Source organism: Nocardioides sp. NPDC006303, assembly GCF_040613175.1.
In the GTDB taxonomy this organism is placed as follows: domain Bacteria; phylum Actinomycetota; class Actinomycetes; order Propionibacteriales; family Nocardioidaceae; genus Nocardioides.
In genome coordinates this window covers 275973-289818 of sequence record NZ_JBEXRR010000003.1, presented here as the reverse complement: position 1 = coordinate 289818, position 13846 = coordinate 275973, and the positions used below count along the sequence as shown (strand labels likewise).

At 69.4% G+C, this 13846-nt stretch carries 17 protein-coding genes; 14 read left to right on the top strand and 3 right to left on the bottom strand.

What is annotated here, in order from left to right; translation table 11 throughout:
* Positions 1-40: 40 nt before the first annotated feature.
* Together ABZY89_RS04520 and ABZY89_RS04515 are read right to left on the bottom strand one after the other, a co-directional pair.
* Positions 41-1198, bottom strand: coding sequence for an acyl-CoA dehydrogenase family protein (locus ABZY89_RS04520; RefSeq protein ID WP_141804911.1), 1158 nt, complete (start codon positions 1196-1198; stop codon positions 41-43).
* A gap of 35 nt (positions 1199-1233) precedes the next feature.
* Positions 1234-1839 (bottom strand): TetR/AcrR family transcriptional regulator, encoded by a 606-nt coding sequence (locus ABZY89_RS04515; RefSeq protein ID WP_355021714.1) that lies wholly within the window; start codon positions 1837-1839, stop codon positions 1234-1236.
* 147 nt (positions 1840-1986) lie between these two features.
* On the opposite strand from ABZY89_RS04515, the gene ABZY89_RS04510 reads away from it, so the two are divergent.
* From ABZY89_RS04510 to ABZY89_RS04450, 13 genes are all read left to right on the top strand, one after another.
* Positions 1987-2442, top strand: a complete 456-nt coding sequence (locus ABZY89_RS04510; RefSeq protein ID WP_355224973.1) for a type II 3-dehydroquinate dehydratase — start codon at positions 1987-1989, stop codon at positions 2440-2442.
* 64 nt (positions 2443-2506) lie between these two features.
* Complete coding sequence (locus tag ABZY89_RS04505) at positions 2507-3094, top strand: hypothetical protein (protein ID WP_355224971.1); 588 nt, start codon at positions 2507-2509, stop codon at positions 3092-3094.
* A 127-nt stretch (positions 3095-3221) separates the two neighbouring features.
* Entirely contained in the window at positions 3222-3788 is a 567-nt protein-coding gene (gene efp / locus ABZY89_RS04500) for an elongation factor P (RefSeq protein ID WP_355224970.1), read from the top strand.
* A 3-nt stretch (positions 3789-3791) separates the two neighbouring features.
* Complete coding sequence (nusB, locus tag ABZY89_RS04495; RefSeq protein WP_160022948.1) at positions 3792-4205, top strand: transcription antitermination factor NusB; 414 nt, start codon at positions 3792-3794, stop codon at positions 4203-4205.
* Positions 4206-4378: 173 nt separating this feature from the next.
* Positions 4379-5560, top strand: a complete 1182-nt coding sequence (locus ABZY89_RS04490) for a hypothetical protein (protein WP_355224968.1) — start codon at positions 4379-4381, stop codon at positions 5558-5560.
* 66 nt (positions 5561-5626) lie between these two features.
* A complete protein-coding gene (locus tag ABZY89_RS04485) occupies positions 5627-6637 on the top strand; it encodes an NADPH:quinone reductase (RefSeq protein WP_355224967.1) in 1011 nt (336 codons plus the stop codon).
* A 62-nt stretch (positions 6638-6699) separates the two neighbouring features.
* Entirely contained in the window at positions 6700-7275 is a 576-nt protein-coding gene (pyrR, locus tag ABZY89_RS04480) for a bifunctional pyr operon transcriptional regulator/uracil phosphoribosyltransferase PyrR (RefSeq protein WP_355224965.1), read from the top strand.
* Positions 7272-8213 (top strand): aspartate carbamoyltransferase catalytic subunit, encoded by a 942-nt coding sequence (locus ABZY89_RS04475; RefSeq protein WP_355224963.1) that lies wholly within the window; start codon positions 7272-7274, stop codon positions 8211-8213. Before pyrR ends, ABZY89_RS04475 begins: the two co-directional genes overlap by 4 nt.
* A complete protein-coding gene (locus ABZY89_RS04470) occupies positions 8210-9499 on the top strand; it encodes a dihydroorotase (RefSeq protein WP_355224962.1) in 1290 nt (429 codons plus the stop codon). Before ABZY89_RS04475 ends, ABZY89_RS04470 begins: the two co-directional genes overlap by 4 nt.
* 11 nt (positions 9500-9510) lie before the next feature.
* Positions 9511-10272 carry a methyltransferase domain-containing protein gene (locus tag ABZY89_RS04465; RefSeq protein WP_355224961.1) on the top strand — a complete coding sequence of 254 codons (762 nt, stop codon included), beginning with the start codon at positions 9511-9513 and terminating at the stop codon, positions 10270-10272.
* A 10-nt stretch (positions 10273-10282) separates the two neighbouring features.
* Entirely contained in the window at positions 10283-10633 is a 351-nt protein-coding gene (locus tag ABZY89_RS04460; RefSeq protein WP_256328404.1) for a DUF2200 domain-containing protein, read from the top strand.
* A 126-nt stretch (positions 10634-10759) separates the two neighbouring features.
* On the top strand, positions 10760-12382 hold the full coding sequence (locus ABZY89_RS04455; RefSeq protein ID WP_355224959.1) for an ABC-F family ATP-binding cassette domain-containing protein: 1623 nt from the start codon (positions 10760-10762) through the stop codon (positions 12380-12382).
* 106 nt (positions 12383-12488) lie between these two features.
* Complete coding sequence (locus tag ABZY89_RS04450) at positions 12489-12923, top strand: hypothetical protein (RefSeq protein ID WP_355224957.1); 435 nt, start codon at positions 12489-12491, stop codon at positions 12921-12923.
* Here ABZY89_RS04450 and ABZY89_RS04445 read toward each other — a convergent pair.
* Positions 12907-13098 carry a type II toxin-antitoxin system VapB family antitoxin gene (locus ABZY89_RS04445; protein WP_350715045.1) on the bottom strand — a complete coding sequence of 64 codons (192 nt, stop codon included), beginning with the start codon at positions 13096-13098 and terminating at the stop codon, positions 12907-12909. The genes ABZY89_RS04450 and ABZY89_RS04445 overlap by 17 nt on opposite strands.
* A gap of 157 nt (positions 13099-13255) precedes the next feature.
* Between ABZY89_RS04445 and ABZY89_RS04440 the strand changes: the two genes are divergently transcribed.
* Positions 13256-13843 carry an NUDIX domain-containing protein gene (locus tag ABZY89_RS04440; RefSeq protein WP_355224955.1) on the top strand — a complete coding sequence of 196 codons (588 nt, stop codon included), beginning with the start codon at positions 13256-13258 and terminating at the stop codon, positions 13841-13843.
* Positions 13844-13846 lie beyond the last annotated feature (3 nt).

Sequence of the window (13846 nt, the reverse complement as noted above, 5' to 3'; positions counted from 1 at the left end):
GAGTCGGCTCGTCATGACGAGCCGACTCAGCGGGGGCCGGTCACAGACCCATGTCCTTGGCGATGATCAGCTTCATGACCTCGGAGGTGCCGCCGTAGATCCGGTTCACCCGGTTGTCGGCGTAGAGGCGGGCGATGGGGTACTCGTTCATGTAGCCGTAGCCGCCGTGGAGCTGGAGGCAGCGGTCGATGACGCGGTGGGCGACCTCGGTGCAGAAGAGCTTGGCCGAGGCGGCCTCGGCGGCGGTGAGCGTGCCGAGATCCTCGGCCTCGATCGCGCGGTCGACCACGGCCTCGGCGGCGTCGACCTCGGCCTTGCAGGCGGCCAGCTCGAACTTGGTGTTCTGGAACGAGGCGACGGTGGTGCCGAAGACCTTGCGCTCGGCGACGTACTTCTTGGCGAACTCGACTGCCGCCGCGGCCTGGGCGTAGGCGCCGACGGCGATGCCGAGACGCTCGACGGGGAGGTTCTGGCCGAGGTAGGAGAAGCCCTTGCCGACCTCGCCGAGGACGTCCTCGACCGGGACCTGCACGTCGGTGAAGGAGAGCTCGGCGGTGTCGGAGACCTTGAGGCCGAGCTTGTCGAGCTTGCGGCCGACCTCGTAGCCCGGGAGCGAGGTGTCGACGGCGAGCAGGGTGATCCCGCCACGGCGGTCGTCGGCGGAGGCCGGCGCGGTGCGGGCACAGACGATCACCCGGTCGGCGTTGACGCCGCCGGTGATGAAGGTCTTGGCGCCGTTGAGGACGTAGTGCTTGCCGTCCTCGGTGAGCTTGGCGTTGGTGGTCATGCCGGCGAGGTCGGAGCCGGTGCCGGGCTCGGTCATCGCGATCGCCCACATCTCCTCACCGGCGACGAAGCCGGGCATCCAGCGCTCCATCTGCTCCTTGGTGCCGAGCTTGAGGAGGTACGGCAGGCACAGCCCGACGTGGGTGCTCGAGCCGCCGAAGGAGACGCCGGCACGGGCGAGCTCCTCGGTGATGACGGCGGAGTACTTGAACGACTCGATCCCGGCGCCGCCGTACTCCTCGGGCACCTGGATACCCCACACGCCGAGCTCACCGAGCTTGAGGTAGAAGTCGTGGGGGACGATCCCGGCCTCGTACCACTCGTCGTAGACGGGGGTGACCTCCTTCTCGATGAACGAGCGGATGGTCTCGCGGAAGGACTGGTGGTCCTCGGTGTAGATGGTGCGGCGCATGGCGGTGTTGTCTCCTCGGTGCTTCCTTGTAGGGGTCAGGGGCGGGCGCCGACGGCGCGGAGCGCCAGGTCGGCATAGAAGTCGGCGAGGGCCTCGGGGGTCCAGGAGCCGTCGTCGCGGTACCACCGGGCCAGGTCGATGCCGAGCGAGAGCAGGGCGGTGGCGGCCTTGGCGGGGTCGGGTGTGTCGAAGTCGCCGCTGCGTACGCCTTCCTCGACGACCTCACGCATGACCGTGTCGATGGCGCGGCGCAGCCCCGCGATCTCGCGGAAGTGCTCCTCGGTCAGCGCGGCGAGCTCGTAGTTGATGACTCGGGCCGTCGTGTGGGAGCGCGCGTGGAAGAGGACGTAGGTGCGTACGGCGGCCGCGACCCGCTCGGCGGGCGTGGCGTCGGCGCGGGTCGCGTCGGTGACCGCCTCGAGGATCACCTCGTGGCCGCGCACCGCGATCGCGTGCAGGAGCTCCTCCTTGGAGCGGTGGTGCACGTAGACCGCGGCCGGGCTCAGTCCGGCTGCTGTGGCGATGTCGCGGGTGCTGGTGCCGTGGAACCCCTTGGCGGAGAATGCCTGGACCGCCGCGTCGAGCAGACGGGCACGGCTACGGTCGCCGCGCGCCTGGGTGCTGGTGCGGAGCTCGTTCATCGCCCTCCTCATGTCGGAGGCTCGTGTCGGAGTCTCCTGGTGTCGGATCCAGTGTCGCACAATATAAGTGAGCGCTTAGATTGGGATCGCCGTCACGGGTGTCGAGACGGCCCGGAGCCCGCCCGGGGGCCGTGACAGGATGACCGGGTGAGCAAGAAGCTGCAGCCGGTCCTGGTCCTCAACGGTCCCAACCTCGGTCGTCTCGGGAAGCGCCAGCCCGAGATCTACGGGCACACCACCCACGACGAGCTCGCCGCGATGTGCGTCGACTGGGGGCATGCGCTCGGCTTCGCCGTGGACGTACGTCAGACCAACCACGAGGGCGACATGGTCGACTGGCTCAACGCCGCGGCCGACAAGGACATCCCGGTCGTGCTCAACGCCGCCGCCTGGACCCACTACTCCTACGCCATCTACGACGCCTGCGCGCAGCTGACCGCTCCGCTGGTCGAGGTGCACATCTCCGACCCGACCCAGCGCCCCGAGGTCTTCCGGCACACCAGCGTGGTCACCGACCACGCGGTCGCGGTCGTCGCGGGCAAGGGCATCGACGGTTACCACGAGGCGCTCTCGGTCATCGCCGCGAAGCTCGGCGACGCCTGACCCAAATTGGCGATCGCCGCCCCGGCTTCCGGGCGGTCGCCGCCACCAGGGCCACCGTGTGCCCATGGGTGGGCTGGCGGCAGGTCTCGCGCGGGTGCTCGCCGTGCTGCTCGCCGGTGGCGTGCTCGGTGCCTTGATCGGCGGCGTCGGCGGGCGGATCGTGATGTTCCTGCTCATCCTGCTCACGCCGAAGGCCGACGGGGTGACCAGCGACGACGGGTTCGAGATGGGGCGGTTCACCCTGAGCGGCTCGCTGAACCTCATCGTCGTCTGCACGATCCTCGGCGTCGTCGGCGCGGTGCTCTACCTGCTCATCCGGTGGCTGCTGTTCGGGCCCTGGTGGTTCCGGGTCCTCAGCGTCACGCTCGCCGCCGGTGTGGGGGTCGGCAACCTCCTCGTGCACACCGACGGCGTCGACTTCACTCTGCTCGAGCCGGCCCTGGTCTCGGTGCTGGCGTTCGTGGCGGTCCCCGCGGCGTACGGTGCCGCGCTGACCGTCGTCGCGGAGCGGTGGCTCCTGGCCGCATGGCCGGTCCCGCCCCGGACGGGGACCGCTGGCAACGCCGCGCTGTGGGTGCTGCGCGCGCTGGGGCTGGTCGTCGGCGTACTGTCTCTGGTGGATCTTGTCGGGAAGACCGCGATCGTTGCTTGATTCGGCCCTGTGCGGACTCGCGGATAGGATTCTCCGAGGCCCTTCGGGGCCCTGCGAACCTTGATGGACATTGACAATTGAAGCCTGCATCGATGCAGGTCAAAGAGACGAAGGCTGACGGACGGTTATGGCGACGACGAACGACCTCAAGAACGGCATGGTGCTGAAGATCGAGGGCCAGCTCTGGCAGGTGGTCGAGTTCCAGCACGTGAAGCCCGGCAAGGGTCCGGCCTTCGTCCGCACCAAGCTGAAGAACGTCGAGTCGGGCAAGAACGTCGACAAGACCTTCAACGCCGGCACCAAGGTCGAGACCGCCACGGTCGACCGCCGCTCGTTCCAGTACCTCTACAACGACGGCACCAACTTCGTCTTCATGGACGTCGCGGACTTCGACCAGGTCGAGGTCGGCCCGGAGATCATCGGCGACGGCGCCGGGTTCCTCCTGGAGAACCAGGAGGTCATCCTGGCCACCAACGAGGGTCGCGTGCTCTTCGTCGAGCTCCCGCCGTCGGTCGAGCTCGTCATCTCCTACACCGAGCCCGGTGTCATGGGTGACTCGGCCACCGGCCGCACCAAGCCCGCCACCCTGGAGACCGGCGCCGAGATCCAGGTGCCGCTCTTCATCGAGCAGGGCGAGAAGATCAAGGTCGACACCCGCGAGGGCGGTTCCTACCTCTCCCGCGTCAAGGGCTGACCTGTGGCTCACGTCGCCACCGCCCGCACCAAGGCCCGTAAGCGCGCGCTCGACCTGCTCTTCGCCGCCGAGGCCCGTGGACTCTCCGCCGGTGATCTGCTCGACCAGCAGATCCGCGAGGGTGAGGTGCCCAACAACCCCTTCACGGTCAAGCTCGTCCGTGGCGTGGTCGCCGAGTCCGAGCGCATCGACGCTCTGATCGCCGCCTTCGCCAAGGACTGGTCGCTGGCCCGGATGCCCGCGGTCGACCGCAACGTCCTCCGCCTCGGCGTCTGGGAGCTCCTCGACGGCGATGTCGCCTCTGAGGTCGCGATCAGCGAGGCCACCGCCCTGGTGACCGAGCTGTCGACCGACGACTCGCCGTCCTTCGTCAACGGTGTGCTCGCCGCGGTCGCGAAGGACCTCGCCAAGGCCTGATCGGCACGAGACGTACGCCTGTCCGGGACCGTTCCGGGCAGGCGTAGCGTCATTTCGGGTGCGGCGCGACGCGTGTGTTTTCCGGTTATCGACGATTGCTTCGGTCGGGACCGTATGTTTGGACCCAAGGCTGTGATGGAGGCCGTAACCAAGCACCCGTATTCGGAGAGCGCATGACGCAGGAGAACAACCCCTACGACGAGCCGGACTCGCGCACCCGGCCGGCCGGCGCACCCTCGCACTGGGTGACGCCGCCCCCGCCGAACACCGCGGGAAGGCCGCCGACGCCCCCCAGCCAGCCCCATCCGGACCCGAGTCAGGAGGCGACTCGCATCACCAACCCACAGGTCACCACGACACCCGCCCCGCCCCCTCCGGTGGCGGTGACGCCGCCACCCCCGGCCGTTCACGGGCAGGAGGTCCCCAGCGCGACCGACTTCCTCGACCGGCGCGCGGAGTCGGCCGGCTTCGGCCCCGCGACCTGGGGTTGGCGAGGCGCGATCCGCAGGATGTCCGGCGGGCTGATCAGCCCGAAGATGGGGCAGGACGAGGTCGCCTACGAGCAGGACCGGGCGATGATCCAGCGCGACTTCGACGGACCGCGCACGATCGTCTTCATCAACCCCAAGGGTGGCGCCGCCAAGACCACCGGCGTGCTCGCGGCGGGCTACACCTTCGGCACCGTGCGCGGTGGCGGGATCGTGGCCTGGGACAACAACGAGACCCGCGGCACCCTCGGCATTCGCGGCATGCGGAGCACCCACCGCAACACCACTCGCGAGCTGCTCGACAACCTGGCCGCGTTCAACAACGTCTACCAGTCCCGCATCGGCGACCTCGGTGCCTTCGTACGCTCCCAGGGCGACGCCCATTTCGATGTGCTCGCCTCCGACGAGCGGCCTGACGTCACCGGCCAGATCCACGCCGACGACTTCGGGCAGGTGCACCAGTTGCTGGAGCGCTTCTACAAGGTGATCCTGGTCGACACCGGCAACAACATGCGTGCCGAGAACTGGCTCGCCGCGGCCGACACCGCCGACCTGCTGGTGGTCACCTCGACGGTGCGCGAGGACACCGGCTACAGCGGCCTGTGGATGCTCGACGCGCTCCAGGAGTCGGGCTACGCAGACCTCAAGCTGAAGACGATCACCGTGCTCTCGGACCCGTCCCCGAAGGTCGACACCAACCTGGCCCGCGACCTCACCGAGGTCTACACGCAGCGCACCCGCGGGGTCTACCGGGTCCCGTTCGACCCGGTGCTCGTCGCCGGGTCCACGGTCCAGTACTCCCAGCTCTCGGAGGAGACCAAGATGTCGTGGCTCAAGGCCTGCGCTGGGATGGCGCACGCGCTGTAACTATTGGGGATTGCTTCGCAATCCGCGCGCGGCCGACGAGTGGGAGGGGACGGTAGCGTCCTACCTATGCGTGCAGTCGTCTACTCCGAGAACGGTCCCTCCTCCGCCATGCGTCTGACCGAGCGCCCGGTGCCGAAACCCGGCCCGGGCGAGGTCCTGGTCAGGCTGGTGCGGGCGGGGGTCAACCCCACTGACTGGAAGGTACGCGCCGGCCTGAGCGCGACCCTCACGGTTCCCGAGGCGACCCCGGGCCAGGACGGCGCCGGCGTGATCGAGGAGATCGGCGAGGGTGTCACCGGCCACATCGTCGGTCAGCCGGTCTGGCTCTTCATGGTCCAGCACGGGCAGCCCTGGGGGACCGCGGCGGAGTACGTCACCGTGCCGGCTCACAAGGCCGTCGAGCTGGCCGCGGGCGCCTCCTACGACCTCGGCGCCTCGCTCGGGGTCCCGGCGATGACCGCCCACCGGGCGCTCACCTCCGGCGCGGTCGAGCGGGTCGCCCCCGAGTCGTTCAGCGGCCTCACCATCCTCGTCCACGGCGGGGCCGGAGCAGTCGGCAACGCCGCGATCCAGCTCGCCGTGTGGGCAGGAGCGAGGGTGATCACCACGGTCAGCTCCGCGGAGAAGGCGGCGCTGGCGAAGGCCGCGGGTGCGCACCACATCGTCAACTACCGCGAGGGCGACCCGGCCGCCGTGATCCGCGAGCTCGCGCCCGACGGCGTCGACCAGATCGTCGAGGTCGCCCCGGCCGTCAACAACGACCTCGACCGCGCGGTCATCGCCAAGCGCGGCACGATCGCGATCTACGCCAACAACGGCGGCGACGAGCTCACCATGCCGCTGCGGGCCACCTTCTCGCTCAACCTGCGCTACCAGTTCATCCAGCTCTACGGCATCGAGGAGGCGCAGATCCAGGCCGCGGCCGACGACGTCGCCGCCGCCGTCGCGGCAGGGGCGCTGCGCGTCGGGCCGGAGGGTGGCGTACCCCTTCACCACTACCCGCTCGAGGAGACTGCCGCCGCCCACGACGCGGTCGAGGCGGGTGCCGTCGGGAAAGTGCTGATCGACCTGGAGTGAGGATAGGGTTGGGCCGATCCTTTAACGAGCCGTCCCGTGAGGCGGAGAAGGAGACCACAACCTTGTCCGATGTAGTTCCCGAGCCGTCGACCGATGGTCGCGTCGTGCTCGATGCCCGTGACATCTCCCGGGCGCTGACCCGGATCTCCCACGAGATCCTGGAGCGCAACCGCGACGCGGAAGACCTGGTGCTGCTGGGTCTGCACACGCGCGGCGTGCCGTTGGCCAAGCGGATCGCCGCACGGATCGAGGCCGCCGAGGGTCACCCGGTCGCGCACGGCGCGCTCGACGTGACGATGTACCGCGACGACCTGCGCACCCATCCCACCCGCGCTCCGCACCACACCGAGATCCCGCCCGGCGGCATCGACGGCAAGACCGTGGTGCTGGTCGACGACGTGCTCTTCTCGGGCCGCACCGTCCGAGCCGCGCTCGACGCCCTGGCCGACTACGGCCGCCCCGCCGTCGTACGTCTGGCCGTTCTCGTCGACCGCGGCCACCGGCAGCTGCCGATCCGGGCCGACCACGTCGGCAAGAACCTCCCCACCGCCCGCTCCGAGCGGGTCGGGCTGAGCCTGGAGGAGATCGACGGCATCGACGAGGTACGCATCGTGGAGCTCGAGGGGGTTCCGGCATGACGAAGCATCTGCTGTCCATCGACGACGTGAGCGCGGAGGAGATCCAGCAGCTCTTCGCGACCGCCGCCGAGATGCACGACGTCCAGAAGCGTGAGGTCAAGAAGCTCCCGGCGCTGCGCGGGCGTACGGTGATCAACCTCTTCTTCGAGGACTCGACCCGCACCCGGTCCTCGTTCGAGATCGCAGGGAAGTGGCTCTCGGCCGACGTGATCAACCTGTCGGCGAAGGGCTCCTCGACCTCGAAGGGCGAGTCGCTGCGCGACACCGTGCTGACCGTGACCGCGATGGGCGTCGACGGCCTGGTGATGCGTCACTCGGCCTCCGGCGCGGCCCATCAGGTGGCCGGCTGGCTCGACATCCCCGTGATCAACGCCGGCGACGGGATGCACGAGCACCCGACCCAGGCTCTGCTCGACGGCTACACACTCCAGCGCCAGCTCGGTGGACCCGGCTCCTTGGAAGGCAAGCGGATCGCGATCGTCGGCGACCTGACCCACTCGCGGGTGTTCCGGTCCAACGTGAAGTCGCTGACCAAGCTCGGAGCCTCCGTGACCGCCGTCGCTCCGCCCACGCTGATGCCCTCGGGCATCACCGAGTGGGCCAAGGCCGACGGGTTCGCCACCTCCTACTCGCTGGACGACGTGCTGCCGGAGGTCGACGCGGTGATGATGCTGCGCGTCCAGCGGGAGCGGATGAGCGGTGGCTACTTCCCGACGTCGAGGGAGTACACCGTCGGATACGGACTCACTCGGCAGCGGCTCGGCATGCTGCGCGAGGGCGCGCCGATCCTGCACCCCGGGCCGATGAACCGTGGCCTGGAGATCTCTCCCGAGGCTGCCGACGCCGCCTCCTCGCGGATCCTCGACCAGGTCTCGGCCGGGGTCGCGATCCGGATGTCCGTCCTCTACCACCTGCTTGCCGGCGAGGAGTCCGCATGAGCCTGTTGATCAAGGGAGTCTCCGTCCTCGGGGCCGAGCCGACCGATGTCCACGTCGACGGGGGAGTGATCCGAGAGATCGGCACGCTCTCCGCGACCGTCGACGAGGTGGTCGACGCCTCCGGCCTCGTCCTCCTCCCGGGGCTGGTCGACCTGCACACCCACCTGCGCCAGCCGGGACGCGAGGACGCCGAGACGGTCGCCTCGGGTGCGGCGGCCGCTGCCGCCGGCGGCTACACCGCCGTGCTGGCGATGGCCAACACCTCGCCGGTCACCGACACGGCCGAGGCCGCGGTCTCGGTGTGGGACCTCGGCCGCGAGGCCGGGCTGGCCGACGTGTTCCCGGTCGGCGCGGTGACCAAGGGACTGGCCGGTGAGGAGCTCGCCGAGCTGTCATTGATGAACCGCTCCCGGGCAGGCGTCAAGGTCTTCTCCGACGACGGCCGCTGCGTCTCGGACCCGCGGGTGATGCGACGGGCGCTGGAGTACGTCAAGGCGTTCGGCGGCGTGATCTCCCAGCACTCCCAGGACCCGTCGCTGGCGCCCTACGGCTCGGCCTGCTGCCACGAGGGTGAGCTCTCCGGGCGGCTCGGTCTGCCCGGCTGGCCTGGGGTCGCGGAGGAGGTCATCGTCGCTCGCGACGTGATGCTCGCCCGTCACACCGGCTCGCGCGTCCACGTCGCCCACGCCTCCACCGCCGGCACCGTCGAGGTGCTGCGCTGGGCCAAGGCACAGGCGGAGAAGGACGGCAGCTGGGCGGTCACCGCGGAGGTCACCCCGCACCACCTGCTGCTGACCACCGACCTGCTCGCCGGCTATGACCCGACCTTCAAGGTCAACCCGCCCCTGCGCCCTGCCGAGGACGTCGAGGCCCTGCGTACGGCGCTGGCCGACGGCACCATCGACGCGGTCGCCACAGACCACGCCCCGCACGCTCGCCAGGACAAGGAGCACGCCTTCGTCGACGCGGCCTTCGGGATGCTCGGGCTCGAGGAGGCGCTCTCGGTCGTCTCGACCGTCATGGTCTCCTCGGGCCTGCTGGACTGGGCCGGCGTCGCCCGGGTCATGTCCTCGACTCCGGCCCGGATCGCCGGCCTCGAGGAGCACGGGCGCCCGATCGCGGTCGGAGAGCCGGCCAACCTGGCCCTGATCGACCCGGCCGCGTCCTACGTCGTGGACCGCGACCGTTCGCTCTCGCTCTCCCGCAACAACCCCTGGCACGACCGCAAGCTCACCGGTCGCGTCGTCGCCACCTACCTGCGGGGGAAGCAGACCTACGCCGGTTAGGCTCCACCGCCATGACCGACGTCTTCTCCGACAAGCTCGAGCAGTGGCGCGCCTACACCGCGACCCCGTGGGGCCGGATCCGCTACACCGTCGTCGAGGAGGTTCTGCGGCGCCAGTGTGCGGAGCTGGGTGAGGGTCTGCGGATCCTCGACGTCGGCGGCGGGGACGGGATGGACGCGCTGCCGCTGGCACTGGCCGGTCACGACGTCACGATCCTCGACCAGTCGGAGTCCTGGCTGACCGAGGCGAAGCATCGGGCAGCGGATGCTGGCACATCGCTGACCACGCTCGTCGGCGGCCTCGACGACCTGCCCGACGGGGAGTGGGATCTCGTTCTGTGCCACTTCGTGCTGCACTATCGGTCGGCCGCCGCCGGAGACGTACGCCGCCTCGCGGCCGCCGTGCGCCCGGGCGGCCGCCTCTCGGTGATGGTCCCCAACCCGGCGAGCATGGTGCTGCGCCAGCTGGTCACGGGCGGACCCGAGGCCGCGCTCACCGAGCTGCGCGCGGACACCAAGCGCACCGTGACCTTCGACCATGACGTACGCAAGGTGCCGATGGGCGACCTAGAGGCCGAGCTGGCTTCGGCGGGCCTGCGGCTCACCGGCCGCTTCGGCACCAGGATCGCCAACGACCTGCTCACCGACAACGACGCCAAGAACGACCCCGCCTACTTCGAGCGCCTCCTCGAGCTCGAGCGCGAGCTGTGCGACCAGGAGCCGTTCGTGCGTATCGCCGGGATGTACCAGCTCGTCGCGGAGCGACCGGGTTAGGCTCGGGAGCGTGGATAACCTCGAGCGCGTCTACAAGATGCCCTTCGGCTCCGTCTACCCGCACTACGTGACGAAGGTGGAGAAGAAGGGCCGCACCACGGCCGAGCTGCACCAGGTGATCACCTGGCTGACCGGTTTCGACGACGACGCGATCGCGAAGCACATCGAGGCGGGGACGAGCTTCGAGGAGTTCTTCGCCGCGGCCGACCTCAACCCGAGCTCGGAGCTGATCACCGGGGTGGTCTGCGGTGTGCGGGTACAGGAGATCGAGGATCCGGTCATGCGTCAGGTGCGCTACCTCGACAAGCTCGTCGACGAGCTGGCCAAGGGCAAGGCGATGGAGAAGATCCTGCGCGGTTAACCGGTTGGACGGCGTGGCCGTCGCCGCGTATTCTTTACTCATCATGAAGTTCTTGCGCTGACCTCTGACCCGCGCCCGAGGCACATGCCCGGCGGGTCGTCCTCGAATCCGAAGGCCAGCGCTCTCATGTCATCTTCCATCGTTTCCGGACCGATCGTCGTCCGCGACCTCTCCGTCTCCTTCCGCAGCGGCTCCGTCCTCGCCGGGATTGACCTCACCGTCTCCCCGGGCGAGCGGATCGCGCTGGTGGGGGAGAACGGTGCCGGCAAGTCCACACTGCTCCGCGCTATCGCAGACCAGCTTCCGCGCACCGCCCAACGCACCGGCACGCTCGAGGCGCCCGACGACCTCGTCTGGCTGCCGCAGGAGCCGCCGTTCCGCGACGCGGCGAGCATCGAGGACGTACTCGCCACCACCCTGCGTCCGCTCCGAGAGGCTGTCGCCACGGTCGAGACGCTCGCTGACCGTCTCGACGACCCCGAGGTCGCCGAGACGTACGCGAGCGCCCTCGACTTCGCGGTGGCCCACGACGCGTGGGACGCGGACAGGCGGGCCATCCTGGCCGCTGAGCGTCTCGGCCTCAGCGGCCTGGACCGGGAGCGCCCGATCAGCACGCTCTCCGGCGGCCAGCGGACCAGGCTGGCGCTTGCGACCGCGATCACCCGCCGTCCCGACGCGCTGCTGCTCGACGAGCCCACCAACCACCTCGACGACGAGGCGGTCGCGGTGCTGGGGGAGTTCCTGCGGGACCTCCCCGGCGTCGTGCTGATGGCCTCCCACGATCGCGTCTTCCTCGACGAGGTCGCCACCGGCCTCTTCGACCTGGACCCGACCGCCTTCGGCACCGACGGTGCCGGCGGCCGGCTCTTCGGAGGCGGGTGGAGTGCCTACGAGGAGGCACGGCAGGCGGCTCGCGAGCGGTGGGAGCAGACGTACGCAGAACAGCAGGACGAGCTCAAACGTCTCCGCACCGCGACCAAGATCGGCAACGACGCGATCGCCCACAACCGCGGCCCGACCGACAACGACAAGTTCATCTACAAGTTCAAGGGCAGCAACGTCGAGCGCACCGTCGCCCGCCGCAAGAAGGACGCCAACCGCCGGTTGGAGGAGGCCGAGGAGGCACAGGTACGCAAGCCACCGCCGCCTCTGCGGCTCAACGCCGCGCTGTCGGCCGCGGGCACGAGCGGGAGGATGGTCGTCGTACGCGACCTGGTGGTCGAGGAGCGGCTCAGCCTGCCGATCCTGGACATCACGGCGGGGGAGCACCTGCTGATCACCGGGCCCAACGGCAGCGGCAAGTCCACGCTGCTCGGAGTGATCTCCGGGCGCGTGAAGCCGACCTCGGGCGAGGTCCAGGTCAGCGCCCGCCATGTCGAGGAGCTCACCCAGGACCCGCAGTTCGGGGACCTGCGCCGCAGGGTCTCCGACGTCTACCTGGAGTCGGTGGGGGAGGTGCTGGCGACCCAGGTGCCGCTACGTGACCTGGGCCTGGTCCACCCGCGCGACCTCAACCGCCCTGTCGGCGCGCTGAGCGTCGGTCAGCGTCGGCGGCTCGATCTGGCGATCGCCATCGCCACCGGCCCGGACCTGCTGCTTCTCGACGAGCCCACCAACCACATCTCGCTCACCCTGGCAGGCGAGCTGGAGGAGGCGATCGGAATCACCCCGGGCACCATCGTCGTCGCCTCCCATGACCGCTGGCTGCGGCGCCGCTGGTCGGGTCCGGAGCACCGTCTCGTGCCCTGAGCCGCGGGCGGGCCACTTGCGGGCGAAACCCTGTGGATGAGCAGAGTTATCCACAGGCGCCGAGATCGTCGTTGTCGTCCTCGACGGGCCATGGTGCCGTTGACCCATGACCGACAAGATTCCGTACGCTCCAGTCCTCCGCACCCAGGCCGACGTCGAGGCCGCCTGGCGACGCCTGATCAATCCACTCGGCTGGCCCGAGCCGCGGCTGTGGTTCATGCTCGTCGGGGCAGACGGCGTTCCGTTCCCACAGCTGTGCCAGATCGAGCAGGTGCCTGTCGAGATCGGAGACGACGGTGCGGGCAATGTCGCCGCGATGCTGCACGACCTGATCGATGAGCTGGGTCTCGACCGGGTCGAGCTCCTGCTGTGCCGGCCGGGCGGTGGACCACCGAGTCAGTCGGACCGGAAGAACGCCGCCCATCTCTACGGAGCGTGTGCGGTGGCAGCGGTGCCGGTCGACGTCATCCATCTCGCGACCGACCAAGACTTCTGGCCGGTCCCGTTGGACGAACTCGGCGAGCTCAGAACTCCAGCGTGACCTTCGTGTCGCCGAGCTCGCGCGAGACGATGCTGTCGAACTCCGCCGATGCGGCCTCACGCTCGACGAGGTCACGCAGCGCGTGGTCGATCGCAGCCTGGTTGGTCGTCGTCCCGGCGATCTTCCTCGCCTCGGCCAACAGCTCTTCGTCGATGCTGATCGACGTCTCGGTCATTGCGTACCCCCGCACGGAAATCTGGATGAAACATCGAAACGCTAGCGGTGCACAACCATGCAACGCAATGACCTGCGACAACCGTCACATCGTGTCGCACTCACCCGGCGGCGCACTTGGCCCGGGATGTCGGTGCTCGCCTCTATGGTCCACAACCATGAGCCCGGAGGACCGACTGCTGACCGACATCACGTTCATGGTGGACTCGATCGAGCCGATGGACTCGGTCGAAAGCGGCCACATCGCCGACGCGTCGGCCTGGTTGTGCGTGACCAATGACGTCTTCCGGCGCACCACCGCTCCGACCGAGCCGGCCAAGCACCTGGTCTCCTACTTCCTGCTCGTCGACCCGGTCAGCGGCCACATCCTGCTGGGCGACCACCGCAAGTCGGGCCTGTGGCTGCCGTCGGGAGGTCACGTCGAGCCGGGAGAGGACCCCGCCGACACCGTGCGTCGGGAGTGCCTCGAGGAACTGGGCGTCGAGGCACGGTTCCGCCCCGATCTCGGGCCGCGGCCGTTGTTCATCACTGTGACCACGACCCGGCCCGACCGCCCGGACCCGCACACCGACGTCAGCCTCTGGTTCGTGCTCGCCCACGACCACCAGGTCCCGTTGGAGCCGGACGAGCGGGAGTACGCCGGTGTGCGCTGGTGGACACCTTCCGAGATCTGCGCCGCCGACCCGGGGCTGTTCGACCCGCACATGGGTCGGATGCTCGACAAGCTGAAGACCCTCGGCGCCTGAGCG